The organism is Burkholderia sp. ABCPW 111 (genome assembly GCF_000773065.1).
GTDB classification, from domain to species: Bacteria; Pseudomonadota; Gammaproteobacteria; order Burkholderiales; family Burkholderiaceae; genus Burkholderia; species Burkholderia savannae.
Genome location: NZ_JPWT01000087.1, coordinates 18,894 through 44,119, shown reverse-complemented (window position 1 = coordinate 44,119; position 25,226 = coordinate 18,894). Strand labels below are relative to the sequence as shown.

General features: G+C 68.5%; 20 protein-coding genes. 10 read left to right on the top strand and 10 right to left on the bottom strand.

Features of this window, described 5'->3' with window-relative positions:
• Nucleotides 1-367 precede the first annotated feature (367 nt).
• Genes glyQ through X946_RS20240 form a run of 5 tightly spaced genes read left to right on the top strand, consistent with a single transcriptional unit; the run spans nt 368 to nt 5,837 of the window.
• The gene (gene glyQ, locus X946_RS20260; RefSeq protein WP_081989874.1) at nt 368-1,375 is read left to right on the top strand and encodes a glycine--tRNA ligase subunit alpha; all 1,008 of its coding nucleotides are present in this window, start codon (nt 368-370) and stop codon (nt 1,373-1,375) included.
• A gap of 16 nt (nt 1,376-1,391) precedes the next feature.
• On the top strand, nt 1,392-3,491 hold the full coding sequence (gene glyS / locus X946_RS20255; protein ID WP_038751214.1) for a glycine--tRNA ligase subunit beta: 2,100 nt from the start codon (nt 1,392-1,394) through the stop codon (nt 3,489-3,491).
• Nucleotides 3,492-3,507: 16 nt separating this feature from the next.
• The gene (gene gmhB, locus X946_RS20250) at nt 3,508-4,071 is read left to right on the top strand and encodes a D-glycero-beta-D-manno-heptose 1,7-bisphosphate 7-phosphatase (RefSeq protein WP_038751212.1); all 564 of its coding nucleotides are present in this window, start codon (nt 3,508-3,510) and stop codon (nt 4,069-4,071) included.
• A 42-nt stretch (nt 4,072-4,113) separates the two neighbouring features.
• On the top strand, nt 4,114-4,893 hold the full coding sequence (locus X946_RS20245; protein ID WP_038751210.1) for a lysophospholipid acyltransferase family protein: 780 nt from the start codon (nt 4,114-4,116) through the stop codon (nt 4,891-4,893).
• A 47-nt stretch (nt 4,894-4,940) separates the two neighbouring features.
• The gene (locus X946_RS20240) at nt 4,941-5,837 is read left to right on the top strand and encodes a M48 family metallopeptidase (RefSeq protein WP_038751208.1); all 897 of its coding nucleotides are present in this window, start codon (nt 4,941-4,943) and stop codon (nt 5,835-5,837) included.
• A 487-nt stretch (nt 5,838-6,324) separates the two neighbouring features.
• Here the strand turns inward: X946_RS20240 and gloA are convergent, their stop codons facing one another.
• Nucleotides 6,325-6,714: a lactoylglutathione lyase gene (gloA, locus tag X946_RS20230; RefSeq protein ID WP_038751204.1), complete on the bottom strand. Its 390-nt coding sequence runs from the start codon at nt 6,712-6,714 to the stop codon at nt 6,325-6,327.
• A 360-nt stretch (nt 6,715-7,074) separates the two neighbouring features.
• Here gloA and X946_RS20220 point away from each other — a divergent pair, with 360 nt between their 5' ends.
• Nucleotides 7,075-8,016, top strand: coding sequence for a DMT family transporter (locus tag X946_RS20220; RefSeq protein ID WP_038751200.1), 942 nt, complete (start codon nt 7,075-7,077; stop codon nt 8,014-8,016).
• 214 nt (nt 8,017-8,230) lie between these two features.
• On the opposite strand, the gene rsmA is transcribed toward X946_RS20220, so the two are convergent.
• The 4 genes from rsmA to X946_RS20200 form a co-directional block, all read right to left on the bottom strand.
• Nucleotides 8,231-9,061 (bottom strand): 16S rRNA (adenine(1518)-N(6)/adenine(1519)-N(6))-dimethyltransferase RsmA, encoded by an 831-nt coding sequence (gene rsmA / locus X946_RS20215; protein ID WP_038751198.1) that lies wholly within the window; start codon nt 9,059-9,061, stop codon nt 8,231-8,233.
• Nucleotides 9,062-9,092: 31 nt separating this feature from the next.
• Nucleotides 9,093-10,157, bottom strand: coding sequence for a 4-hydroxythreonine-4-phosphate dehydrogenase PdxA (pdxA, locus tag X946_RS20210; protein ID WP_038751196.1), 1,065 nt, complete (start codon nt 10,155-10,157; stop codon nt 9,093-9,095).
• 15 nt (nt 10,158-10,172) lie between these two features.
• Entirely contained in the window at nt 10,173-11,519 is a 1,347-nt protein-coding gene (locus X946_RS20205) for a peptidylprolyl isomerase (RefSeq protein ID WP_038751194.1), read from the bottom strand.
• A 66-nt stretch (nt 11,520-11,585) separates the two neighbouring features.
• Entirely contained in the window at nt 11,586-13,964 is a 2,379-nt protein-coding gene (locus tag X946_RS20200; RefSeq protein WP_038751192.1) for an LPS-assembly protein LptD, read from the bottom strand.
• A 214-nt stretch (nt 13,965-14,178) separates the two neighbouring features.
• Between X946_RS20200 and X946_RS20195 the strand changes: the two genes are divergently transcribed.
• Nucleotides 14,179-15,213, top strand: coding sequence for an aminoglycoside phosphotransferase family protein (locus X946_RS20195; RefSeq protein WP_038751190.1), 1,035 nt, complete (start codon nt 14,179-14,181; stop codon nt 15,211-15,213).
• Between the two features lie 3 nt (nt 15,214-15,216).
• Nucleotides 15,217-15,951 (top strand): N-acetylmuramate alpha-1-phosphate uridylyltransferase MurU, encoded by a 735-nt coding sequence (murU, locus tag X946_RS20190; RefSeq protein WP_038751188.1) that lies wholly within the window; start codon nt 15,217-15,219, stop codon nt 15,949-15,951.
• A 286-nt stretch (nt 15,952-16,237) separates the two neighbouring features.
• Here the strand turns inward: murU and X946_RS20185 are convergent, their stop codons facing one another.
• On the bottom strand, nt 16,238-18,109 hold the full coding sequence (locus tag X946_RS20185; protein WP_038751220.1) for an ABCB family ABC transporter ATP-binding protein/permease: 1,872 nt from the start codon (nt 18,107-18,109) through the stop codon (nt 16,238-16,240).
• A gap of 354 nt (nt 18,110-18,463) precedes the next feature.
• Between X946_RS20185 and X946_RS20180 the strand changes: the two genes are divergently transcribed.
• Nucleotides 18,464-18,877 (top strand): acyl-CoA thioesterase, encoded by a 414-nt coding sequence (locus X946_RS20180; protein WP_152611757.1) that lies wholly within the window; start codon nt 18,464-18,466, stop codon nt 18,875-18,877.
• Nucleotides 18,878-18,992: 115 nt separating this feature from the next.
• Here the strand turns inward: X946_RS20180 and X946_RS20175 are convergent, their stop codons facing one another.
• Entirely contained in the window at nt 18,993-19,472 is a 480-nt protein-coding gene (locus X946_RS20175) for a nitrate reductase associated protein (protein WP_038751184.1), read from the bottom strand.
• 132 nt (nt 19,473-19,604) lie between these two features.
• Between X946_RS20175 and fdhD the strand changes: the two genes are divergently transcribed.
• Nucleotides 19,605-20,429 carry a formate dehydrogenase accessory sulfurtransferase FdhD gene (fdhD, locus tag X946_RS20170; RefSeq protein WP_038751182.1) on the top strand — a complete coding sequence of 275 codons (825 nt, stop codon included), beginning with the start codon at nt 19,605-19,607 and terminating at the stop codon, nt 20,427-20,429.
• 131 nt (nt 20,430-20,560) lie between these two features.
• Here fdhD and X946_RS20165 read toward each other — a convergent pair whose 3' ends face one another.
• The 3 genes from X946_RS20165 to X946_RS20155 all read right to left on the bottom strand — a co-directional run bounded on the left by X946_RS20165 (nt 20,561) and on the right by X946_RS20155 (nt 25,135).
• Nucleotides 20,561-21,325 (bottom strand): enoyl-CoA hydratase, encoded by a 765-nt coding sequence (locus X946_RS20165; protein WP_038751180.1) that lies wholly within the window; start codon nt 21,323-21,325, stop codon nt 20,561-20,563.
• A gap of 99 nt (nt 21,326-21,424) precedes the next feature.
• On the bottom strand, nt 21,425-22,624 hold the full coding sequence (locus X946_RS20160; protein WP_038751178.1) for an acetyl-CoA C-acyltransferase: 1,200 nt from the start codon (nt 22,622-22,624) through the stop codon (nt 21,425-21,427).
• Nucleotides 22,625-22,699: 75 nt separating this feature from the next.
• Nucleotides 22,700-25,135 carry a 3-hydroxyacyl-CoA dehydrogenase/enoyl-CoA hydratase family protein gene (locus X946_RS20155; protein WP_038751176.1) on the bottom strand — a complete coding sequence of 812 codons (2,436 nt, stop codon included), beginning with the start codon at nt 25,133-25,135 and terminating at the stop codon, nt 22,700-22,702.
• Nucleotides 25,136-25,226 lie beyond the last annotated feature (91 nt).

Below are 25,226 nucleotides of genomic sequence, written 5' to 3'. Positions count from 1 at the left end.
TGCGCCGTGTGCGCCGTGTGCGCCGTGTGCGCCGTGTGCGCCGTGTGCGCCGTGTGCGCCGTGTGCGCCGTGTGCGCCGTGTGCGCCGTGTGCGCCGTGCGTGCCGCGTGCGCCGCGGCCGCCCGCGAATCGCGCGCCGACGCGCCGCCGATCGGCCCCCGCGCATCCGCCCGTTTTCCCGCGATTTCGTCGCCCGCGAACGCGTATGGAGGGCTGCCCCACCCCGTTCCGGCCGCACCTGCCCGCCGATCCGGTAAAATTACGCGTTTCAGCACAGACCCAAGCCGCGCGCCGCGCGAGCTGCCGGCGCCAGCCCCGCTCGCGCCGTCCGCCCGAAGCGCGGCGCCCAGCGCCACGAAGGCCTCTCATGCTTACGTTTCAGCAAATCATCCTGACGCTCCAGTCCTATTGGGACAGGCAGGGTTGCGCCCTGCTCCAGCCGATCGACATGGAAGTCGGCGCCGGTACGTCGCACGTGCACACGTTCCTGCGCGCGATCGGCCCCGAGCCGTGGCGCGCCGCGTACGTGCAGCCGTCGCGGCGCCCGAAGGACGGCCGCTACGGCGAGAACCCGAACCGCCTGCAGCACTACTACCAGTATCAGGTGGTGCTCAAGCCCGCGCCGGAGAACATCCTCGACCTGTACCTCGGCTCGCTGGAAGCGCTCGGCTTCGATCTGAAGCAGAACGACGTGCGCTTCGTCGAGGACGACTGGGAAAACCCGACGCTCGGCGCGTGGGGCCTCGGCTGGGAAGTCTGGCTGAACGGCATGGAAGTCACGCAGTTCACGTACTTCCAGCAAGTGGGCGGCCTCGACTGCAAGCCGGTGCTCGGCGAGATCACCTACGGCCTCGAGCGCCTCGCGATGTATCTGCAGAAAGTCGAGAACGTCTACGACCTGATCTGGACCGAGTGGGAAGAGCAAGGCCCGAACGGCCCCGAGCTGCGCCGCCTGACCTACGGCGACGTCTATCACCAGAACGAAGTCGAGCAGTCGACCTACAACTTCGAGCAGGCGAACGTCGAGCTGCTCTTCACGTTCTTCAGCAGCTACGAAGCGGAAGCGAAGCGGATGATCGACGCGCAGCTCGCGCTGCCCGCGTACGAGCTCGTGCTGAAGGCGGGCCACACGTTCAACCTGCTCGACGCGCGCGGCGCGATTTCCGTGACCGAGCGCGCCGCGTACATCGGCCGCATCCGCGCGTTGTCGCGGCTCGTCGCGCAGGCGTACTACGATTCGCGCGAAAAGCTCGGCTTCCCGATGATCGGCAACCCGGTGCCGGGCGTGCCGGGCTTGACCACCGACGCGCAAGAGGCCGCGCAGCCCGCGTGGGCGCCGCCGCTGAAGGCCGAACGCAAGATCGATCAGGACTGACGAGATTCTTCACACCATGACGCAAAACCATTCCGCTTCCCTGCTCGTCGAACTGCTGACCGAAGAGCTGCCGCCGAAAGCGCTCGCGCGCCTGGGCGACGCGTTCGCCGAAGGCATCGCGCAACGCCTCGCCGCGCGCGACCTGATCGAAGGCGAGCTCGCGTTCGAGCGCTACGCGACGCCGCGCCGCCTCGCCGTCGTCGTCCGGAACGTGCGCGCCGTCGCGCCCGAAAAGCAGGTCCGCGAAAAAGTGCTGCCGGTGTCGGTCGCGCTCGACGCGCAAGGCTTGCCCACCGCCCCGCTCGCGAAGAAGCTCGCCGCGCTCGGCCGCCCGAACCTGTCGATCGCCGATCTCGAGCGCGCGCACGACGGCAAGGCCGAAGCGTTCTTCGTCAACTACGCGGCGCCCGGCGCGTCGCTCGCCGACGGCCTGCAGGCCGCGCTCGACGAAACCCTCGCGAAGCTGCCGATCCCGAAGGTGATGACCTATCAGCGCCCGGACGGCACCGACGTCCAGTTCGTGCGCCCCGTGCATCGCCTCACCGTGCTGCACGACGATCGCATCGTGCCCGTGTCCGCGTTCGGCATCGACGCGGGCGACACGACGCTCGGCCACCGCTTCCTGTCCGACGGCCTCGTCGCGATCCAGCACGCGAGCGCGTACGCGGACGCGCTGCGCGAGAAAGGCCGCGTGATCGCGCACTTCGCGCACCGCAAGGAAGCGATCCGCACGCAGCTCGCCGCGCACGCCGACGGCGACCAGGTCGTGATGCCGGAAGCGCTGCTCGACGAGGTGACGTCGCTCGTCGAATGGCCCGTCGTCTATCCGTGCCGCTTCGAGGACGAATTCCTGCAAGTCCCGCAGGAGTGCCTGATCCTCACGATGCAGACGAACCAGAAGTACTTCGCGCTCACCGACGCGGCGGGCAAGCTGCGCTCGCGCTTCCTGATCGTGTCGAACATCGAGACGAAGACGCCGGACGAGATCGTCGAGGGCAACGAGCGCGTCGTGCGCCCGCGCCTCGCCGACGCGAAGTTCTTCTTCGAACAGGACAAGAAGAAGCCGCTCGCCGAGCGCGTGCCGCTGCTCGCGAACGTCGTCTATCACAACAAGCTCGGCTCGCAGCTCGCGCGCGTCGAGCGCCTCGAAACGCTCGCGGGCGAGATCGCGCCCGCGATCGGCGCCGACGCGACGATCGCGATCCGCGCGGCGCGCCTCGCGAAGGCCGACCTGCTGACCGACATGGTCGGCGAGTTCCCCGAGCTGCAGGGCACGATGGGCACGTACTACGCGCGCCACGACGGCGAGCCGGAAGACGTCGCTGTCGCGTGCACCGAGCACTACCAGCCGCGCTTCTCCGGCGACGCGCTGCCGACGGCGCCCGTGTCGACCGCGGTCGCGCTCGCCGACAAGCTCGAGACGATCGTCGGCATCTGGGGCATCGGCCTCGCGCCGACGGGCGAGAAGGACCCGTTCGCGCTGCGCCGTCACGCGCTCGGCGTGCTGCGTCTGCTGCTCGAAAAGCAGTTGCCGCTCGATCTCGTCTGGCTGCTGCGCACCGCGTACGAGCGCTTCGCGGCGGTGCCGGGCGTCGCCGAATCGACCGACGCGATCTACGCGTTCTTCATCGATCGCCTGCGCGGCCTGTTGCGCGAGCGCGGCTACACGGCAGGCGAAGTCGACGCGGTGCTGAGCCTGAACCCGACGCGCCTCGACGACATCATCGCGCGCCTCGACGCGGTGCGCGAATTCACGCGCCTCGCGGAAGCCGAAGCGCTCGCGGCCGCGAACAAGCGGATCTCGAACATCCTGAAGAAGTCGGAAAGCGGCGCGAACGGCGCGGTGCAGCCGACGCTGTTCGTCGAAGCCGCCGAGAAGGCGCTCGCCGAGCAGCTCGCCGCGGTCACGCCGCGCGTGCAGTCGCAGCTCGAGGCGCGCGCGTACACGGGCGCCCTCTCCGCGCTCGCGGCGCTGCGCGCGCCCGTCGACGCGTTCTTCGACGACGTGATGGTCAACGCCGAGGACCCCGCGCTGCGCGCGAACCGGCTCGCGCTCCTGTCCGCGCTGCATCAGCAGATGAACTGCGTCGCGGACATCTCGAAGCTCGCCGCCTGAAGCCGGGGGCCACGCAATGCCGACCAGTCCCAGCAAGAAGCTCGTCGTCCTCGACCGCGACGGCGTCATCAACGTCGATTCGGACGCGTTCGTCAAGTCGCCCGACGAATGGATCGCGCTGCCCGGCAGCCTCGAGGCGATCGCGCGGCTCAACCACGCGGGCTATCGCGTCGTCGTCGCGACCAACCAGTCGGGCATCGGCCGGGGCCTGTTCGACATGGCGACGCTGAACGCGATGCATCTGAAAATGCATCGCGCGGCGGCCGCGGTCGGCGCACGGATCGACGCGGTGTTCTTCTGCCCGCACACCGCCGACGACCACTGCGACTGCCGCAAGCCGCAGCCGGGAATGATGAAGCTGATCGCCGAGCGCTTCGAGATCGATCCGCAGAACACGCCCGTCGTCGGCGATTCGCTGCGCGACCTGCAGGCGGGCGCGGCGCTCGGCTTCCAGCCGCACCTCGTGCTGACGGGCAAGGGCAAGAAGACGCTCGCCGCGGGCGGGCTGCCGCAAGGCACGCGCGTGCACGACGACCTGCGCGCGTTCGCGCTCGATTTCCTTTCCGAAGAACACGAGTGATGCCGACCCGCGCGCGTCCTCCCTCACCGTAACGTCACGCCGATGCGCTTCGCCCGCTCCCTGCTGCTATTCGTTTATTTCATCGTCTACACGGCGCTGTACGCGACCGCGTGCTTCATCGCGTTCCCGTTCCTGCGTCCGAACGCGCGCTACTGGATGGCGGCCGGCTGGTGCAAGTCGACGCTCTTCGTCGCGCGCTGGCTGAACGGCATCCGCTATCGCATCGAAGGCTACGAGAACCTGCCCGACGGCCCGGCCGTGCTGCTGCCGAAGCATCAGTCCGCGTGGGAGACGATCGCGCTGCCCGCGCTGATGCCGAAGCCGCTCTGCTACGTGTTCAAGCGCGAGTTGCTGTACGTGCCGTTCTTCGGCTGGGCGCTCGGGATGCTGCACATGGTCCACATCAACCGCAAGGACGGCAAGAACGCGTTCGATTCGGTGATTCGCCAGGGCCGCACGCGAATGGCGGACGGCGCGTGGGTCATCATGTTCCCCGAAGGCACGCGCACGCCGGTCGGCAGTCAGGGCAAGTACAAGACGGGCGGCGCGCGCTTCGCGATCGGCGCGGGCGCGCCCGTCGTGCCGATCGCCCACAACGCGGGACGCGTGTGGCCGCGCAACTCGTTTATGAAGTATCCCGGCACCGTCACGGTGTCGATCGGCAAGCCGATCGACACGCAAGGCCTCACCCCCGATCAATTGAACGAACGTGTCGAGAACTGGATCGAAGCGGAAATGCGCCGCATCGATCCGGACGCGTACCGGCACGAGCGCGACGGCGCACGCGGCGCCGCACGCTCGTCCGACGCCGCGCGTACCTGAAGTCAAGCGAGTTTCACCCATTGCGCACTGCCAAACGAAGCGAACTGATGCCGAAGCGTCCCAGGCCACGGCCGGCCGTCGTGGCTCTCGATCACCGCCAGCTCGACCTGCCGCTCTTCGACGGGCCGGCCGCCTCGGCGTCTCCCGCTTCCCCTTCCGCCGTTCCGCCCGCTTCGTCCGTTGCGCCCGCCGCACCCGCTGCGCCGCCCGACGCCGACCGCTCCCGTCGCCGCACGCTCGCGCTCGACGGCGGCGTCCTCGAATACAAGCTCAAGCGCTCGGCGCGCCGCACGATCGGCTTCGCGATCGACGGCAGCGGCCTCACGATCACCGCGCCGCGCTGGGTGACGCTCGCCGACATCGAAGCGGCGATCGCCGAGAAGCGTCGCTGGATCTTCAACAAGCTCGCCGAATGGCAGACGCGCGCCGAGCAGCGCGCGCTGCCGCAGATCGACTGGAAGGAAGGCGCGCAGATTCCGTACCTCGGCAAGCCCGTCACCATCGCGCTCGCGTCGGCGAAGGGCGCGCTCAGCTTCGACGCGGCCGCCGCGACGCTCGAGCTCGGGCTGCCCGCGCACGCGAGCGAGCAGCAGATCAAGGACCGCGTGCAGGGGTGGCTGCAGAGCGAAGCGAAGCGGATCTTCGGCGAGCGGCTGGCGGTGTATGCGCAGAAGCTCGGCGTCACGTATTCGATGTATGCGCTGTCGTCGGCCGCGACGCGCTGGGGCAGTTGCTCGAGCGACGGCAAGATCCGCCTGAACTGGCGGCTCGTCCACTTTCCGATGTCGATCGTCGATTACGTCGTCGCGCACGAGCTGTCGCATCTGCGCGAGATGAACCATAGCCCGGCGTTCTGGCAGACGGTCGAATCGATCTTTCCGGAATTCCGCGAAGCGCGGCATACGCTCAAGCATCATCCGCCGGAGCTGCTGCCCGCGCTCTGAGCGCGCGGCGCTCGCAAAAGCGCGCCGCCCGTCGCCCGATCGAAAGGGCGGCGGCCGAACGCGGCGAGCGGTAGCCCGGGGGACGCGGCCGCGCGCAACCGCAATCGGACATCGATTTTCGCGGCGCGCTTTCGATGCGGCAGGCGCCGCACCGATTCGATTCGGCGCTTCCGCGCCCGCCCCTCCTCTCGCCGCCGTCGTCCCGCGCCGCACGACCGATGCATGCGCCGACTCGCCCGCCTACGCCCGCGCGCGGCGCGGCGCACGACGCGGCGCATCGCCCGAACCGCGCCGCCGCCCGCGAAAGCGCGCGCAAGCGCGAACGCGAACGCGAACGCGCCGCCGAGCTTCGCAGCCCGAGCAAAACGGGTTCATGAAAAGGAATCGTGGGAGAGGAAAAACGACTCGGCGCGCAGGCACGAACGCATCGCGCGCCGGATGCGAGCCGGCGCGGAGCGCCGCAGCGCCCCGTGCGGCCGGACAGCGCTCAGTGGGACTTGCGCTGGATGAACTCGATCTTGTAGCCGTCCGGATCTTCGACGAACGCGATCACCGTCGTGCCGTGCTTCATCGGGCCGGCTTCGCGCGTGACCTTGCCGCCTTGCGCCTTGATCCGCTCGCACGCCTCGTACGCGTCGTCGACTTCGAGCGCGAGGTGGCCGAAGCCCGTGCCGAGGTCGTACGACTTCGTGTCCCAGTTGTGGGTGAGCTCGATGACCGTGTGGTCCCGCTCGTCGCCGTAGCCGACGAATGCGAGCGTGAATTTCCCGTCCGGATAGTCGTCGCGGCGCAGCAATTTCATGCCGAGCAGCTCGGTGTAGAACTTGATCGAGCGGTCGAGATCGCCGACTCGCAGCATCGTGTGAAGCAAACGCATGATGTACTCCGTGGGGACTTGCTTGAACGTGCGAATGTACCAGACCCGCGCGATTCTCGCCGGCCGCCGCACCGCCCATCCGGGCAGCGGAAGCCATGCACGACGGCAGGCGGCGCGCGGCGCGATCGGTTAAGATCGTCGCGGCAGGCAGCGGTGCGGCATGCGCGCCGCATCGCCGCCCGCCGCACCCCGCGACGAGGCCGCCCGCGCCGCGTCCCGCGACGAATCGAACCACCTTTCCGACAGCCGCTCCCCCGGCCCGCAAACCGTGCAAACCTTCTTCCTCGAACCGAGCTTGTCCGCCGAGCGCCCGGCCGCCGGCATATCCACGGCGCGCGCCACCGCGTTCGGGGGCGTCCGATGAGCGCCGTCGCCTACGCGCCGGCACGCCCGGCGCTCGATCTGCGCGCGATCGGCGTGATGATCCTGCTATGCGCGATCTGGGGCTTCCAGCAAGTCGCGATCAAGAGCGCGACGCACGCAATCCCGCCGATGCTCCAAGCCGGGCTGCGCTCGGCGATCGCGGCCGTCGGCGTGTGGGCGTGGGCGAGCGCGCGCGGCACGTCGCTTTTTCGCGCGGACGGCACGTTCGGCGCCGGCGTCGCCGCGGGCACGCTGTTCGCGGGCGAATTCGTCTGCCTCTTTTTCGGCCTCACGCTGACGAGCGCCGCGCGCATGGCGATCTTCCTCTACACCGCGCCGTGCTTCACCGCGCTCGGCCTGCACCTGTTCGCGCCGGGCGAGAAGATGCGCCGCATGCAATGGATGGGCGTCGCGATCGCGTTCTCGGGCATCGCGGTCGCATTCGCCGACGGCTTCGCGCGGCCGGCCGCGGGCGGCGCATCGACGCTCGCCGGGCTCGCGGGCGACGCGCTCGGCGTGCTCGGCGGCGTGATGTGGGCGGCGACGACGGTCGTCGTGCGCTCGACGTCGCTCGCGCGCGCGAGCGCGAGCAAGACGCTGTTCTACCAGCTGACGGTGTCGGCGGCGGCGCTGCTCGGGCTGGCCGTCGTCACCGGACAGACGACGCTCGCGAACGTGACGCCGCTCGCCGTCGCGAGCCTCGCGTATCAAGGCGTGATTGTCGCGTTCGCGAGCTATCTCGCATGGTATTGGCTGCTGACGCGCTATAGCGCGGCACGGCTTTCCGTGTTTACGTTTCTCGCGCCGCTCTTCGGCGTGAGCTTCGGCGTGCTGCTGCTCGGCGATTCGGTCGACGCACGCTTCGGCGCGGCGGCCGCGCTCGTGCTGGCGGGCATCGGGCTCGTCAACGCGCCGCCGAAAGGGGATCGCGGCAAGTAGGCGGGAAACGGAGGATTATCCGGCCGGCGGCCGTGGCGGGGCACGTTGCAGATTTGCCGTTTAGCCGTTTAGTCGTTTTGCCGATCCGGCGGCTTCGTGGACGCGCCGACATGCCGACACCGGCCGCGCGATCCCGCGACGCGCCGCCCTTTGCGCCGCCCGTCGCCGGCCGCCCGCCCCTCAGTCGCCCCTCAGTCGCCTCTCAAGTCGCCTCTCAACCGCCCGTCCGCCGCACGGCGCCGGCCGCCTGCGCGACGCGCACGTACTCGTCGACGCCGACGTCTTCCGCGCGGCGCGCGAGATCGAAGCCGAGCGCGTCGAAATCCACCAGGTCGCGATAGCCCCCAAGCGTGTTGCGCAGCATCTTGCGGCGCTGCGAGAACGCGGCCGTCACCACTTCGCCGAGCACCGCGACGTCGACGTGAGGCAACTCGTGCGGCGCGTGCGGAATCATCCGCACGATCGCCGAATCGACCTTCGGCGGCGGCTGGAACGATTCGGGCGGCACATCGATCAGCTTGTCCATCGTGTAGCGGTACTGGAGCATCACCGACAGCCGGCTGAACGCCTTCGTGCCCGGCTCGGCGACCATCCGCTCGACGACTTCGTTCTGCAGCATGAAGTGCTGGTCGATCACGACGGGCGCGAACGACATCAAATGGAACAGCAGCGGGCTCGAGATGTTGTACGGCAGATTGCCGATGATCCGCAGCGACGGCGCGCCGCCCGGCCGCGCGAGCGAGCCGAAGTCGAACGCGAGCGCGTCGCCCGCGTGCAGCTCGAGCAGATCGCCGAAGCGCTCCTCGAGGCGTCCGATCAGGTCGCGATCGAGCTCGACCGCGTGCAGCGGCGAATCGGGCGTCGCGAGCCGCGCGATCACGGGCCCGGTGAGCGCGCCGAGGCCCGGACCGATCTCGACCATCCGCTCGCCGCGCTTCGGATCGATCGCCGCGACGATCGCGTCGATCACGCCGTGATCGACGAGAAAGTTTTGCCCGAAGCGCTTGCGCGCGAAATGCCCTTGGTGCTGTCTGCTGTTCGACATCGAGAGATAGAAAAACGAATGACGCGAAAACTCAGCCCGCGCGCCGATGGCGCGCCATCGTCACGGCGGTGTCGATCGCGGCGACGAGGCTGCCCGGATCGGCGCGGCCCGTGCCGGCGAGATCGAGCGCGGTGCCGTGATCGACCGACGTGCGGATGATCGGCAGGCCGAGCGTGACGTTGATGCCTTCGCCGAACGTCGCGTACTTGAGGACCGGCAGTCCCTGGTCGTGAAACATCGCGAGCACGCAATCCGCATGCTCGAGGTAGCGAGGCTGGAACAGCGTGTCGGCCGGGTACGGGCCGCGCGCGTCGATGCCCGCCGCCCGCGCGCGTTCGAGCGCCGGCTCGATCACGTCGATTTCCTCGCGGCCGAGATAACCGTTCTCGCCCGCGTGCGGATTCAGGCCCGTCACGAGGATGCGCGGCGCGGCAAGACCGAAGCTGCCGCGCAGGTCGCGATCGACGATCGCGAGCGTATCGGCAAGACCGTCGATCGTCAGCGCGGCCGACACGTCCTTGAGCGGCAGGTGCGTCGTCGCGAGCGCGACGCGCAGCGGGCGCTCGCCCGTGCCCGCGAGCATCATCACGACGCGCGGCGTGTGCGTGCGCTCGGCGAGATATTCGGTGTGACCGGTGAACGGCACGCCCGCATCGTTGATCGTGCTCTTTTGCAGCGGCGCGGTGACGATCGCGTCGTATTCGCCGGCGAGCGCGCCGTCGATCGCCGCATCGAGCAGATCGAGCACGTAGCGCCCGTTCGCCGGATTCAGCTTGCCGGCTTCGGCCGGCGCGGCAAGCGCGCGATGCACGACGGCGACATGCGCGTCGGCGACATGCGCGTCGGCGACATGCGCATTCCCGACGTGCGCGCCTGCGACATCCGCATTCGCGCCGCCCGCCGTCACGCGCACCCAGTCGACGCCGACCGCGGCCGCGCGCTGCGCGATCAGATTCGCGTCGCCGAGCACCGTGAAACGCGCGTCCGGCCAGCGCGTCGCCGCGTCGGCGAGCGCGCGGGCCGTCAGCTCGGGGCCGACGCCGGCCGGCTCGCCGGTCGTGATCGCGATGCGCAGCGGCTGCGGGCTGGCGGACATGATGCGCCTATGCGCTTACTGGGCGACGGGCAGCTTGATCTGCACGTACGACGAATCGCGCAGCTCGCGCAGCCAGTCCGCGTACGCCTGCTCGGCCTTGCGCTGACCGATCGCCTGGCGAGCGATGTCCATCTGCTGCTGCACCGAGCCTTCCGCGTCGCGTCGGCCGAGCACCTGGATCAGGTGGTAGCCGTACTCGGTGCGCACCGGGTTGCTGACCTGGCCGTCCTGCAGCGCGTTCATCGCCCGCTCGAATTCGGGCACCGTCTCGCCCGGGCTGATCCAGCCGAGATCGCCGCCCTGCGAAGCCGAGCCGTCCTGCGAATAGGTACGCGCGAATTTCTCGAAATCGCTGCCCGCCTCGATCTGCCGGCGGATGTCGATCAGCTGCTGGCGCGCCTGCGATTCGGACTTGCCTTCGCCGACGCGCAGCAGGATGTGGCGCACGTGCGTCTGCACGATCTTCGGCGACGCGGCCGGGTTCTGGCTCGCGCGGCGCTCGACGAGGCGCACGATCTCGAAGCCGTCCGGCACGCGGATGAGCGTCGGGTTGACCTCGCCGGGGCGCAGCTTCGACACGGCGTCGACGACGTCCGACGGCAGCGACGACGGCGACTTGAAGCCGAGATCGCCGCCCTTCTTCGCGTCGTCGGCCTCCGAATTGTTCTTCGCGAGCCGCTCGAAATTGGCGCCCGACGCGAGCGCCTGCTGCAGCAGGCCTTCCGCCTTCTTCTGTGCGACGTCGATGTCCGCTTGCGGCGCGCTCGTCGGGGCCTTCACGAAGACGTGCTCGAGCCGCAGATCCTGCTGCGAGCCGGCGTTCGGGCCGCGCTGGCTCGCGATGTAGCTCGCCACCTCGGCGTCCGACACGGTGATCTTGCTGTCGACTTCCTTCTCGCGCAGCTTCGAGAGCATCAGCTCGGTGCGGGCATCGCCCACGAACACGTCCCACGGCACGCCTTGCGCCACGATGCGCGCCTTGTACTGCTCGAGCGGCATCCCGTTCGCCTGCGCGAGGCGGCCGAGCGTCGCCTGCACGGTGGCGTTGTCGACGACGATGCCGTCGTCCTTCGCCCGTTGCACCTGGATGCGCTCGAGCACTATCTGGTTGAGCACCTGTGCGCGCAACTGGTCCATCGGCGGCACGGGCGCGTTCTGCTGCTGCAGGCGGCGCGCGATCAGGCCGGCGCGCTGATCGAGCTCGCGCCCGGTGATCACGTCGTTGTTGACGACGGCGACCACCTCGTCGGCGAGCGACGCGCCCTGCGCGCGCAGCGCCTGCGCGGACGCGGCCGGCGCGACCGTGATGAGCGACGCGAGCAGACCGGATGCGATAGCCGCGAAGCGAAGGGTTTTCTTCATTGCCACAGGTACTCCATTGAAAGCGGGCTGCGCGAACGCCGCTCGCCGCGAACGCCTCCTCGGCGGTTAATCGTAATTGCTGAAGCGCGACAGCGGCGCCGGCGCGGGCGGCAGCGGCGTGTAGCCCTGCACGCCTGCCCTGAACGCGGTCACGAGGCCGTTGTCGATGCTCGTCAAGCCTTTGAGCACGAGCTGCGCGAGCACGCGGGTCGACGAATTCTGCTGCCCCGACGTGTTCAGGCCGTTCGCGTAGCGCTGGACGCCGACGCCGAACGCCCAGCAGTCGGCATCGTACTGGAAGCCGACGAGACCGTCGACAACCCGGCTGCTCGCGAGGTCGTAGTTGAGGCGGCCGATCGCGTAAAGCCGCCGCGTGAGCGGCCATTGCGCGGACATGAGGATCTGGTTGATCGGCTCGTTGCTGAGCGTCGGGTTCTGCCGCGTGTAGCGATAGCCGACGTTGATCACGCGCCGCTCGCCCGGGCTGTAGCCGAAGCCGACGCTCGACTTCACGAGCTGGTTGTTGTCGACGTTGTACTGGAACGCGGTTTCCGACGCGAAGCCCGCGCCGAGCTTGACCGACGCGCCGAGGATCAGGTCCGAGTGCCGCGCCGTCGCGAGCGCCTCGCTCGGCTGCAGCGTCACGCGCTGGTCGGTGAAGTAGTACTGCTGCGCGATCACGAAGCGCGCGCGCTCGTCGCCCGTCTCCGGATTGATGAAGCGGGTCGTGAGCGCGGCCGTCAGGCGGTTCGCGTCGGCGATCCGGTCGTTGCCGACGAACGTGTTCGGCGTGAAGATCTCCGCGAGCCCGAAGTCCGACACGGCCGTGTCGAAGAGCGGCGCGTCCGACTGGTTCCGGTACGGCGTGTACACGTAGTACAGGCGCGGCTCCAGCGTCTGGATGAAGTCCTGGCCGAACAGGCGCACCGAGCGGTCGAAGATGAGCCCGGTATCGAAGCTGAGCGTCGGGATCGAATACGTGAAACGCTTCGGCTGGCCGGGCACGCCGCCCGTCGTCGTCGTCAGGTCGTACGACGCGATGTGCAACTGCGCCTTCGGGACGACGAAGTAGCCGGGACCGTACAGCCCGTACGACACGTACGGGTTGAACATCACGCGGTCGCCTTCCGGCTGGTCGGCGGTCGTGATCCGGAAGCGCGAATAGTCGGCTTCCGCGCCGAAGTCGAAGCCGCCGACGTTGTACTTCGTGTACTTCACGTTCAACTGCGGCTCGCGGCTGTACGGCTCGCGGCTGTACGGCGCGACCGAAGGCGGCAGCGTCTGCCAGTGCTGGTAGCGCCCGAGCACGGACCACGGCCCGTTGTTGTACGTGAGGCCGGCTTCCTGCTGGTAGACCGTCTGTATCCCGTTCACGAACTGGTTCGTGGAGCCGAGATCCTCCGGATACAGGTTGTCCGATACCTTGTTGTAGTAAACGTAGCCGCCGAAGCCGTTGCCGAAGTTCTGCTGGTGCTGCCAGAAGATCGCGTAGCGGTTACGGTGCGCGACGCGGTCGTCCGGCAGGAATTCGCCCGTCAGCGTGCCCGAGTAGTTCGTCGACAGATAGCGGAACGTCGCCTGCGTGAAGACGCCGCGCTTCGAGATGATGTGCGGCGTGATCGTCAGGTCGCGATTCGGCGCGATGTTGAAGTAATACGGCAGCGAAAACTCGAAGCCGTTCGTCGAGCTGAACGGCGAGAACGTCGGCGGCAGGAAGCCGCTGCGCCGCTCGCCCGACAGCGGAAACGTGAGCCACGGGCTGCCGAAGAGCGGCACGCCCTGGAAGAACAGCACGCCGTTGCGCGCGACGCCTTCGTCCGCGCCGGTATCGAAATCGAACTCGCTGCCCTTGATGTACCACGCCGGGTTCGACGAGCACTGGCAGCCGGTGTACGTGCCGTTCGTGAACACCGAGCGCTCGCTGTCGAGCAGTTGCACCCGCTCGGCGCTGCCCGAGCCGCCCGTCGCCGTGAAATGGTACTTCGGCGTCGTCATGAAGCCCTGGTTCGCCTCGACCTTCAGATGCGCCTCGGGGCCCGAGAACGTCGTGCCGCCGTTCGACACCGTGACCTTGCCGTACGCGTCGGCCATGTCGGTGTCCTGCTCGTAGTGGATCGCCTGCGCCTTGACGACCGCGTTGCCGCGGCGGATCTCGGCCGAGCCCTTCGCGGCGAGATCCTGGTCGGCCGTGCCGCTCGTGTGGTCGCCGAGCACAAACGTCGCCGGCTTGCCGCTCTGTTTTTGCGGATGCTCGTCGAGCTGCGGCGCGAGGCGCAGGTCCCACGGCGAACCAAACGTCTGCGGCTCGGCCGCGACGCCCGTCAGTTGGGCCTGCGACACCGCCGGCACGAGGCCCGGTACGGCCAAAAGCGCGACCGCGAGCCGTTTTTTGCGCGGCGCGGCATCGCAAGCTGGGACGAGCGGGAATAACGTTTTAGGCGGCATCTATCGTTCGGCGAATCGACCCTGTCAAACCCGGCCTTCGCACGCCGCAGCCCGCGCAATCGAACCGTGACTGCGGCTTCGCGCATACCGGGGGAAAACGGGCAAACGGACGGCGTAGCGGGCTGCGGGCCCGCGCCGGCGGGAATTGACACGGGACGCGTCAAAAAAGTCGTGGGGTATTATATGGCAAGACGTTCCCCCTCCCCGACTTTCAATGACGCAGCCTCCAGCCGATCCCCGTCTCACCCGTCTGCGCACCTGGCTCGCCGCTTTCGCCGGCCGCTACGCGCTCGACCCGACGTCGCTCGCCCCGGCGTCCGCCGACGCGAGCTTCCGCCGCTATTTCCGCGTCGCGAGCGCGGCCGCGCCGGGCGGCACGGCGATCGCCGTCGACGCGCCGCCGCCCGAGAAGTGCCGCGAGTTCGTGCAGATCGCGCAATTGCTCGACGCGGCGGGCGTGCACGCGCCGAAAGTGCTAGAGCACGATTTCGACGCGGGCTTCATGCTCGTCACGGATCTCGGCACGCGCTCGTACATCTCGGCACTCGACCCCACCGCGCCCGCCGCCGCGCGGCCGCTGATGCGCGACGCGCTCGACGCGCTGATCCGCTGGCAGCTCGCGTCGCGCGAAGGCGTGCTGCCGCCGTTCGACGAAGCGTTCCTGCGCCGCGAGATGGAGCTGATGCCCGAGTGGTACGTCGGCCGGCATCTCGGCAAGACGCTCCCGGACGACGCGCGCGGCGTGCTCGACCGCACCTTCGCGCTGCTGATCGCGAGCGCGCAGGCGCAGCCGCAGGGCTACATGCTGCGCGACTTCATGCCCCGCAACCTGATGATCGCGCAGCCGAACCCCGGCGTGCTCGACTTTCAGGACGCGGTCTACGGGCCGCTCACGTACGACGTCGTATCGCTCCTGCGCGACGCGTTCATCAACTGGGACGAGGAGTTCGAGCTCGACTGCTTCGCGTACTACTGGGAAAAGGCGAGGAAGGCGGGGCTTCCCGTCGAGCCGGACTTCGGCGAGTTCTACCGGCAGCTCGAATGGATGGGCCTGCAGCGCCACATCAAGGTGCTCGGCCTGTTCGCGCGGATCAACTACCGCGATCACAAGCCGCACTATCTCGCCGACCTGCCGCGCTTTCTCGGCTACGCGCGGCGCGTCGCGCTGCGCTACCGGCCGCTCGCGCCGTTCGCGAAACTCCTCGACGAACTCGAAGGCAAGACGGCCGACATCGGCTACACGTTCTGAACGATGACGCACACACTCGATACGGCGATGATCTTCGCCGCCGGGCGCGGCGAACGAATGCGCCCGCTCACCGACACGACGCCGAAGCCGCTTCTTGCCGCGGGCGGCAAGCCGCTGATCGTCTGGCAGATCGAGCGGCTCGCCGCGGCGGGCATCCGCACGATCGTCGTCAATCACGCGTGGCTCGGCGCGCAGATCGAGGCCGCGCTCGGCGACGGCTCGCGCTGGGGTGTGCGGTTGCGCTACTCGGCCGAGCGCGAGGCGCTCGAGACGGCGGGCGGGATCGCCCAGGCGCTGCCGCTCATCGAGGACGGCGCGGGGCCCAAGGTGTTCGTCGGCGTCGCGGGCGACGTCTACGCGAACTTCGATCACGCGACGCTGCGCACGCGCGCGGCCGCGCTCGCGGCGGCCACCGAGCCCGGCATGCACCTCGTGATGGTGCCGAACCCGCCGTTCCATCAGGCGGGCGATTTCGCGCTCGACGGCGACGGCCTGCTGTCGCTCGACGGCGCGCCGCGCGTCACGTTCGGCAGCATCGCGCTGTACGACACGCGGATGTTCCGCGCTCTGCCCGCCGGCACGCGCCGCGCGCTCACGCCCTATTATCGCGAGACGATCGCCGCGCGCCGCGCGACGGGCGAGCTATACACGGGGCTGTGGGAGAACGTCGGCACGCCCGCGCAGCTCGGCGAACTCGATGCGGCGTTGAGGGCCCCCTCCGGCCGGTCAGTCGGCTGATCGATTGGATGTCCGGTTAGCCGTTCGGCTGATCGGCTGATCGATTGGCTCGGCCGCTCGGCCGGTCGATCGTTTGGCTGCACGCCTGCTCGAGCGCTCGACCGGTCAGCCGCTTGGCTTCCCGTTGCGCTCATGCTCGACTGCGCGGCTTTCGGTGAGTTTCACGGTTTCGCGATTGCTCGGCTTTTCGGCTTTTCGGCTTTTCGGCTTTTCGGCTTTTCGGCTTTTCGGCTTTTCGGCTTTTCGGCTTTTCGGCGCCGCATCGTCGCGGCGGCCGCCGCCGCCGTCAAACCTCTTCCGCCGCCGCGCCGTCGGCCGCCGCGCGCTGCTGCTGCAGCGCCCACATCTGCGCGTAAAGGCCGTCCGCGCGCAGCAGTTGCGCGTGCGTGCCGCGCTCGACGATGCGCCCGTGGTCCATCACGATGATCTGGTCCGCATGCACGACGGTCGATAGCCGGTGCGCGATCACGAGCGTCGTCCGGTGCCGCGCGATCTGCTCGAGCTCGTGCTGGATCGCGCGCTCGGAGCGCGAATCGAGCGCGGACGTCGCCTCGTCGAACAACAGAATCGGCGGGTTCTTCAGGATCGTCCGCGCGATCGCGACGCGCTGCTTCTCACCGCCCGACAGCTTGAGCCCGCGCTCGCCGACCGGCGTGTCATAACCCTTCGGCAAGCTCTCGATGAACGCGTGGATGTGCGCGGCGCGCGCGGCCGCGATCACCTCGTCGCGCGTCGCCGAAGGCCGGCCGTACGCGATGTTGTAGTAGATCGTGTCGTTGAAGAGCACCGTGTCCTGCGGCACGATGCCGATCGACGCGCGCAGCGTTTCCTGCTTCACGTCGCGGATGTCCTGGCCGTCGATCGTGATCGCGCCGCCCGCCGTGCGATCGAGGTCGTAGAAACGGAACAGCAGCCGCGACAGCGTCGACTTGCCCGAACCGCTGTGGCCGACCACCGCCGTCGTCGTGCCGGCGTCGATCGTGAAATCAACGCCGTGCAGGATCTGCCGCGACGGCTCGTAGCTGAAATTGACCCGCTCGAAGCGCACCTGCGCGCCGCTCACCTTCAGCGCGCTCGCGCCGGACGCGTCGTCCACTTCGCGCGCCGCCGACAGCAGCCCGAACATCCGGTCCATGTCGGTCAGGCTCTGCTTGAGCTCTCGGTAGACAACGCCGAGGAAGTTGAGCGGAATGTACAACTGCAGCATGAACGTGTTGATGAGCACGAGATCGCCGAGCGTGAGCTTGCCCGCGAGCACGCCCTGCGTCGCGCGCCACAGGATGAACACGAGCCCCGTGCCGATGATCACCTGCTGGCCGAAATTCAGGAACGACAGCGAATTCTGCGAGCGGATCGCAGCCTTCCGATAGCGCTTCAGATTTTCGTCGTAACGCTGCGCCTCCCATTCCTCGTTGCCGAAGTACTTGACCGTCTCGTAGTTGATCAGCGAATCGATCGCGCGCGAGTTCGCCCGCGAATCGAGCTCGTTCATCGTGCGGCGGAAATGCGTGCGCCACTCGGTCACCTTCACGGTGAACCCGATGTACGCGACGAGCGCGGCGAAGGTCACGTACGCGTAGTACGCCTCGTACTTGACGACGAAGAAGCCGAGCACGAGCCCCACTTCGACGAGCGTCGGCAGGATGCTGTAGAGCGAATAAGAGATCAGCTGCTGGATGCCGCGCGTGCCTCGCTCGATGTCGCGCGACATGCCGCCCGTCTGCCGCTCGAGATGAAAGCGCAGCGACAGGCCGTGCAGATGCCGGAACACCTGCAGCGCGAGCCGCCGCACCGCGCTCTCCGTCACCTTCGAGAACAGGATTTCGCGCAGCTCGGTGAAAAGCGACGTCGACAGCCGCACGAGCGCATAGGCGACCACGAGGAGCGCGACCCCGCCCGCGAGCACGATGCTCGCCGACTGCTCGGCGCGGCCGAGCGCGGTCAGTTGCTGGACGGCGGCGAGGCCGTCGACGATCCGCTTCATCACGACGGGCACGCCGAGGTTCGCGACCTTCGCGCCGATCAGGCACGCGAGCGCGAACGCGACGCGCCACTTGTAGGCAGTCAGATACGGCAGCAGCGAGCGGATCGTCTGCCAGTCGTTGCGCGGCCCGGTCACGACGGGCGCGGGCTCGGAGGAAGCGGGATAGCGGCGCATGGGGAGTTCGTGGTTCGCTTCGTCGGTGAAAGTGCGCGTGCTTGGGGCCGTAGCCGTCGCGCGGTGCGGCGTACGCGGCGGGGCTCCGGCGGCCGAATCGCGCAGATCGTCGCGCATGGTCGAATGGCGTGGCGCGAAGGCTCAACCCGCATGCGACCAGCGCGGCCCGGCGTGCGCCGCTCGACCTACGCAGCCTGACCTACGCGACGCGGCGTGTGCGGCGCGGCCCAAGTTCACACTTTCTCGTACAATTTCATAACTTTGCATTGTCGCAGAAGCCGGTTCGCGCCGCTGCCCGCCGCCTCGCAGGCGCCCGTCCGCGAAAACGCGCGAGCCGGCCGTTTTTCTTACAGGATGGAAGCTTCAACCATGACCGATTCGTCCCTGCAACTCCCGCAAAAACCGCCCGCGCTGCGCGTCGTGCCGCAACCGTCCGACGCGAACGTCCACGGCGACGTGTTCGGCGGCTGGATCATGGCGCAGGTCGACATCGCGGGCTCGATCCCGGCGAGCCGCCGCGCGAACGGCCGGGTCGCGACGGTCGCGGTCAATTCGTTCCTGTTCAAGCAGCCGGTGTTCGTCGGCGATCTGCTGAGCTTCTACGCGAGCATCGTGAAGACGGGCAACACGTCGGTGACGGTCGACGTCGAGGTCTACGCGCAGCGGATGAGCCTGATGAGCGAGATCGTCAAGGTGACGGAAGCAACGCTCACCTACGTCGCAACCGACGCCGATCGCCGCCCGCGCGCGCTGCCGCCGCTCGAATAAGCGCCGCCGCGTTTTGCGCGCGTTTCGCCCGCGTGTTGCACCGGCGCGTGGCCCGCGCGGGCCGCGCACGGGGCGCCGCGGCGATGCGCGCCGCGATTTGCTTTGCCTCGCCCGCTCAGTGCGCGGCGAGGCCGAACTCGCGCATCGCCGGAATGAAGTCGTGATTGAGCTTCGGCTTGCGCGACAGCTTCGCGAGCACGTAGCGCTGAAACGGCGTGAGCGTCGCCCACTGCACGGCGGACGGCGCCGGCAGCCCGGCCAGCCCGCTCTGCGCGACGAGCGCATCCGGCACCATCTCGACGCCGCGCCAGGCCGGATGCTCATCCGGCTGGAACCACGTCGGCTCGACGTTCGCGTGCGTGCGCAGCATCTCGAAGAGCGCATGATCGAAATTCGGCTCGATCACGACGTCTTCGTCGGCCGGAAAGCGCGCGAGCAGCTTGCGATCCTCGATCGGCAGCATCTGCCATTGCTCGAGCGAGATCCTGAGCCCGAAGCGGTCGAGGTTGAAACGGACGATCATCGGAATGTAAGTCAGATCCTCCGACGATTCGATTTCGAAATTGAACAGCAACGGCGCGTCGCTCAGTCCCATGTTTGCACCCACTATGACGTTTGCCGGCACGTTTGGCCCGTCTGGAGTATTTTAGAACCTTCGCGACGAGCGGGGCGTGCCGCCTGACGTCGCGCCCCGCTCGCCCATCCCGCCCAATCGAAGGAGCCCCCCGTGAGCCTGTCCGAAACCGTCGAACCCCGCGGCATCGTCGAGCTCGCGGTGCGCAGGCGGCGCGGCGACGCGTTCGAGGCGGCCGTCGACAGCGTCGGCCAGGAATGGCCTGTCGCGCTCGTGTTCAACGGCATCTCGCATGCGGTGATGATGTGCACGCCGCGCGATCTGGAGGCGTTCGCGGTCGGCTTCGCGGTGTCGGAGGGCATCGTCGGGCGCGGCAGCGACGTGAAGGACATCGAGGTCGTGCTGCACGGCGACGGGCCGCTGCCGCACGCCGAAGTGCAATTGACGGTCGTCCAGCAGGCGTTCGCCGCGTTGAAGGAAAAGCGCCGCGCGCTCGCGGGGCGCACCGGCTGCGGCGTATGCGGAATCGAAAGCATCGATCTGCTCGATCTCGTGCCGGAACGCGTGCCCGATACCGGCTTTCTCGCGCGCCTCGCGCCGGATGCGATCGCACGCGCGGCGCGCGATCTTCCCGCGCATCAGGCGCTCACGCGGCAAACGGGCGGCCTGCACGCGGCCGCGTGGTGCGACGCGGCAGGCGCGATCGTCCATGCGTTCGAGGACGTCGGCCGCCACAACGCGCTCGACAAGCTGATCGGCACGCTCACGCTTGCGCGCGCCGACATGACGAACGGCTTCGTGTTCCTGTCGAGCCGCGCGAGCTACGAGCTCGTGCGCAAATCCGCGCGCGTCGGCATTCCGATGGTCGCGACGATCTCCGCGCCGTCGTCGCTCGCGATCGAGATCGCGCGGCAGGCCGGACTGCGGCTCGTGAGCTTCTGCCGCGAGGCGGGCTACGTCGACTACGGCACCGCGTAGCGCGCCGCCGCATCGCCATTCGCACGCGCCGGCGAGCGACGAGCCGCCGCGCCGGAATTCGCACGCGGACGGGGCGGCCGGCAAGCCGCCGCCTCGCGCAGCCGCCGCAGCAGCAGCGGCCGCAGCCACGCTCAGTCGAATTGACGGAAGTCCGGCTTGCGCTTCTCGAAGAACGCGGTGATCGCCTCGCGCACTTCGGGCGAGCGCAGCATCTTGCCGAACTGCTCGCCTTCCTCCGACATCCGCGCGGCGACTTCCGCGCCGGCCCCCTTCTTCAGGAACGCCTTCGTCGCCCGCAGCGACGACGCCGGCAGCGCGACGAGCTTCGCCGCCTGCTCGGCCGCGAACGCGTCGAGGTCCGCGGCGGGCAGCACGCGGTTCACGAGGCCGATCCGGTGCGCTTCGAGCGCGTCGAACAGCTCGCCGAGCAGGAGCTTCTCGGCGGCGACCTGATGGCCGGCGAGGCGCGGCAGCAGCAGGCTCGACGCCGCCTCCGGGCACAGGCCGAGCTGCGCGAACGGCAGCGACAGTTGCGCGGTGTCGGCCGCATAGACGAGATCGCAGTGCAGCAGCAACGTCACGCCGATGCCGACCGCGACGCCCGCGACCGCCGCGACGATCGGCTTTTGCGCGCTCGCGATCTGGCGCAGGAACTGGAACACGGGCGCATTCTCGTCCTTCGGCGGCGCCTTCATGAAATCGTCGAGATCGTTGCCCGCGCTGAAGTTGCCGTCGCTGCCGCGAATCAGGATCGCGCGCACCGATTTGTCGTCCTGCGCCGCGGCGAGCGCATCGGCCATCGTCTGGTACATCGCCGCGGTGATCGCGTTCTTCTTCGACGGGCGCGCGAGCGTGATCGTCAGCACGCCGCCCGCGTTTTCGACCTGGATATCCATCTGAGCCGTCTCCATGGCTGTTTCCTGCGATAAACAAAAGAAAACGGTGCGCGAGCTGGCCGCCCGCGCACCGTCGTCATCATGCGTCGCGCGCTCCGCTCAGAGGCGCTCGATGATGCCCGCCGCGCCCATGCCGGTGCCGACGCACATCGTCACCATCCCGTACTTCAGGTTGCGACGGCGCAACCCGTGCACGACGGTTGCCGCGCGAATCGCGCCCGTCGCGCCGAGCGGGTGGCCGAGCGCGATCGCGCCGCCGACCGGGTTGACCTTCGACGGATCGAGGCCGAGATCGCGGATCACGGCGAGCGACTGCGCGGCGAACGCCTCGTTCAGCTCGATCCAGTCGATGTCGTCCTGCTTCAGGCCCGCCGCCTTCAGCGCGGCCGGAATCGCTTCCTTCGGGCCGATGCCCATGATCTCCGGCGGCACGCCGCGCACGGCGAAGCTGACGAAGCGCGCGAGCGGCGTCAGGTTGAACTGCTTGAGCACCTTCTCAGACACGACGAGGAGCGCGCCCGAGCCGTCCGACGTCTGCGAGCTGTTGCCCGCCGTCACCGAGCCCTTGTTCGCGAACACCGTCTTCAGCTTCGCGAGGCCTTCGAGCGACGTGTCCGCACGCGGACCTTCGTCGAGCGCGATCACGCGCGTGTTCGTGTCGATCGCGCCCGTCGCGAGATTCGGGAAGCGCTCGATGATCGTGTACGGCGCGATCTCGTCCTTGAACTCGCCCGCCTGCTGCGCGGCGAGCGCCTTCCGGTGCGATTCGACCGAGAACGCGTCCTGGTCCTCGCGGCTCACCTTCCACTGCTCGGCGACGCGCTCGGCCGTGAGGCCCATCCCGTAAGCGATGCCGACGTCTTCGTTGCGATCGAAGATGTGCGGCGACATCGACGGCTTGTTGCCCATCATCGGCACCATGCTCATCGATTCGACGCCGGCCGCGAGGATCGCGTCCGATTCGCCGACGCGAATGCGGTCCGCCGCCATCGCGAGCGCGGTGACGCCCGACGCGCAGAAGCGGTTCACCGTCACGCCGCCGACCGTGTTCGGCAGGCCCGCGAGCAGCGCGCCCATCCGCGCGACGTTCAGGCCCTGCTCGGCCTCGGGAATCGCGCAGCCGACGATCGCGTCTTCGATCAGCTTCGTGTCGAACTCCGGCACCTGCGCGATCGCCGACTTGATCGCGTGGACGAGCAGCTCGTCCGGGCGCGTGTTCTTGAATGCACCGCGGGGCGCCTTGCCGATCGGCGTGCGGCTTGCGGCGACGATGTATGCGTCTTGCAACTGTTTGCTCATTTCTCGCTCCTGTCGACCGGAGCCGGCGCCTCAGCGCCGACTCCGGTCCCATGCAAAGTTGTCCGCTCGACCCGATCAGTTGCGAACCGGCTTGCCGGTCTGCAACATGCCCATGATCCGCTCCTGCGTCTTCTGCGTACCGAGCAGCTCGACGAACGCACGGCGCTCCAGCGCGAGCAGCCATTCCTCGTCGACCGTGCTGCCGGCCTCGACGTCGCCGCCGCACACCGCCTCGGCGATGCGGCTCGCGATCAGGAAGTCGTGATCGCTGATGAAGCGGCCGTCGCGCATGTTGACGAGCTGGGCCTTGATGGTGGCGATCGCCGAGCGGCCGGCCACCGGGATTTCCTTCGCCTTCAGCGGCGCGCGGTAGCCCGCCGCCGCGAGGCCGCGCGCTTCCTTCTTCGCGACGTCGAGCAGTTCGAACACGTTGAACACGATCGTGTCGGACGGCTTCACGTAGCCCATCGCGCGCGCTTCGTGCGCGGACATCGACACCTTCGCCATCGCCGCGTTCTCGAACGACTTCGTCAGGAACTTGAGCAGCTCGCTCGTCATGCCCGCGGCCGTCGCCGCTTCCGCGCCGCGCAGCGCCGCTTCCTTCAGGCCGCCGCCCGCCGGCACGAGGCCGACGCCCACTTCGACGAGCCCGATGTAGCTCTCGACGTGCACGACGCGCTTCGCGCTATGCAGCATCAGCTCGCAGCCGCCGCCGAGCGCCAGGCCCGACACCGCCGCGACCACCGGCACGTGCGCGTACTTCACGCGCAGCATGCCTTCCTGGAACTTCTTCACGAACGGCTCGATGCCCGCAGCGCCGCCCATCATGAACGCGGGCATCGCCTCTTCGAGGTTCGCGCCGGCGGAGAACGGGCCGCCCGGATTGCCGAGCTTGAGCGACGTCGGCTGCCAGATCACGACCGCCTTGTAATCCTTCTCGGCGAGATCGATCGCCTGCGCGAGGCCGTCGATCACGCCCGGGCCGATCGTGTTCATCTTCGACTTGAACGACACGATCACGACGTCGTCCTCGCCCGCGCGGTCGTCCACCCACGCACGCACCGAGTCGGTTTCGAACAGCGTCTTGCCGAACGTCTTCGGATCGCGGCCCGCTTCGCCGAGCAGCGGCGCGCGGAACACCTGATTGTCGTAGACAGCGAGATTCGAGCGCGGCGCGAAGCGCTTCGTCGCGGGCGACCACGAGCCTTCGGCCGTGTGCACGCCGCCCTGGTCGGCGACGACGCCTTCGAGCACCCACGCGGGCAGCGGCACGCCGGCGAGCGCCTTGCCGGCCGCGATGTCTTCCTGCACCCACTCGGCAACCTGCTTCCAGCCCGCGGCCTGCCAGCCTTCGAACGGGCCTTCGTTCCAGCCGAAGCCCCAGCGGATCGCGAGGTCGACGTCGCGCGCGTTGTCGGCGATCGACTCGAGGTGGAACGCGATGTAGTGGAACACGTCACGGAAAATGGACCACAGGAACTGCGCGTGCGGATGCTGCGTCTCGCGCAGGAGCTTCAGGCGCTCCGCGGGCGGGCGCTTCAGGATGCGGCCGACGGTCTCGTCCGCCTTCGCGCCGGAATCGACGTACGAAAGCGTCTTCGCGTCGAGCACCTTGATCGCCTTGCCTTCCTTCTTGTAGAAGCCGCCGCCCGTCTTCTGGCCGAGCGCGCCCTGCTCGACGAGCTTCGCGAGCACGGCGGGCGTCTTGTAGACCGGGAAGAACGGATCGTCGGCGAGGTTGTCCTGCATCGTCTTGATCACGTGCACCATCGTGTCGAGGCCGACCACGTCCGCCGTGCGGAACGTCGCCGACTTCGCGCGGCCGAGACGGCTGCCGGTCAGATCGTCGACTTCGTCGAAACGCAGGCCGAACTTCTCGGCTTCGGTGATCACGGCGAGGATCGAGAAGATGCCGACGCGGTTCGCGATGAAGTTCGGCGTGTCCTTCGCGCGCACGACGCCCTTGCCGACGACGCTCGTCAGGAACGTTTCGAGCTGGTCGAGGATTTCGCCGCGCGTGTGCGTGGTCGGGATCAGCTCGACGAGGTGCATGTAGCGCGGCGGGTTGAAGAAATGCACGCCGCAGAAGCGCGCCTTCAGCTCGTCGGCGAAGCCGTCGGACAGCGTCGTGATGGACAGGCCCGACGTGTTGGTCGCGAAGATCGCGTGCGAAGCGATGTGCGGCGCGACCTTCTTGTACAGGTCGTGCTTCCAGTCCATCCGCTCGGCGATCGCCTCGATCACGAGGTCGCAGTCGGCGAGCTTCGCGATGTCGTCTTCGTAGTTCGCGGGTTCGAGATATTTCGCGTCGTCCTTCACGCCGAACGGCGCGGGCGACAGCTTCTTCAGGTTCTCGATCGCCTTCAGCGCGATGCCGTTCTTCGGGCCTTCCTTGGCGGGCAGATCGAACAGCAGCACCGGCACGCGCGCGTTGACGAGATGCGCGGCGATCTGCGCGCCCATCACGCCGGCGCCCAGCACGGCGACCTTGCGAATGTTGAAATTGCTCACGGGACTCCTCCGGATTGAGCCGCGCGTCGCCGGTCGTGAGGACGCGCGCGCGGCGTGTGAGTGCTAAGAATCGGTCGTTCGGGCGGTGCGC

Excerpts from the sequence above, each read along its gene's own strand:
- X946_RS20165 (WP_038751180.1), bottom strand. The coding sequence starts at position 21,325 with ATGGATATCCAGGTCGAAAACGCGGGCGGCGTGCTGACGATCACGCTC.
- X946_RS20220 (WP_038751200.1), top strand. The coding sequence starts at position 7,075 with ATGAGCGCCGTCGCCTACGCGCCGGCACGCCCGGCGCTCGATCTGCGC.
- X946_RS20185 (WP_038751220.1), bottom strand. The coding sequence starts at position 18,109 with ATGCGCCGCTATCCCGCTTCCTCCGAGCCCGCGCCCGTCGTGACCGGG.
- glyQ (WP_081989874.1), top strand. The coding sequence starts at position 368 with ATGCTTACGTTTCAGCAAATCATCCTGACGCTCCAGTCCTATTGGGAC.
- X946_RS20200 (WP_038751192.1), bottom strand. The coding sequence starts at position 13,964 with ATGCCGCCTAAAACGTTATTCCCGCTCGTCCCAGCTTGCGATGCCGCG.
- gmhB (WP_038751212.1), top strand. The coding sequence starts at position 3,508 with ATGCCGACCAGTCCCAGCAAGAAGCTCGTCGTCCTCGACCGCGACGGC.
- glyS (WP_038751214.1), top strand. The coding sequence starts at position 1,392 with ATGACGCAAAACCATTCCGCTTCCCTGCTCGTCGAACTGCTGACCGAA.
- gloA (WP_038751204.1), bottom strand. The coding sequence starts at position 6,714 with ATGCGTTTGCTTCACACGATGCTGCGAGTCGGCGATCTCGACCGCTCG.
- rsmA (WP_038751198.1), bottom strand. The coding sequence starts at position 9,061 with ATGTCGAACAGCAGACAGCACCAAGGGCATTTCGCGCGCAAGCGCTTC.
- X946_RS20205 (WP_038751194.1), bottom strand. The coding sequence starts at position 11,519 with ATGAAGAAAACCCTTCGCTTCGCGGCTATCGCATCCGGTCTGCTCGCG.
- X946_RS20175 (WP_038751184.1), bottom strand. The coding sequence starts at position 19,472 with ATGGGACTGAGCGACGCGCCGTTGCTGTTCAATTTCGAAATCGAATCG.
- X946_RS20195 (WP_038751190.1), top strand. The coding sequence starts at position 14,179 with ATGACGCAGCCTCCAGCCGATCCCCGTCTCACCCGTCTGCGCACCTGG.
- X946_RS20160 (WP_038751178.1), bottom strand. The coding sequence starts at position 22,624 with ATGAGCAAACAGTTGCAAGACGCATACATCGTCGCCGCAAGCCGCACG.
- pdxA (WP_038751196.1), bottom strand. The coding sequence starts at position 10,157 with ATGTCCGCCAGCCCGCAGCCGCTGCGCATCGCGATCACGACCGGCGAG.
- X946_RS20245 (WP_038751210.1), top strand. The coding sequence starts at position 4,114 with ATGCGCTTCGCCCGCTCCCTGCTGCTATTCGTTTATTTCATCGTCTAC.
- X946_RS20180 (WP_152611757.1), top strand. The coding sequence starts at position 18,464 with ATGGAAGCTTCAACCATGACCGATTCGTCCCTGCAACTCCCGCAAAAA.
- X946_RS20240 (WP_038751208.1), top strand. The coding sequence starts at position 4,941 with ATGCCGAAGCGTCCCAGGCCACGGCCGGCCGTCGTGGCTCTCGATCAC.
- murU (WP_038751188.1), top strand. The coding sequence starts at position 15,217 with ATGACGCACACACTCGATACGGCGATGATCTTCGCCGCCGGGCGCGGC.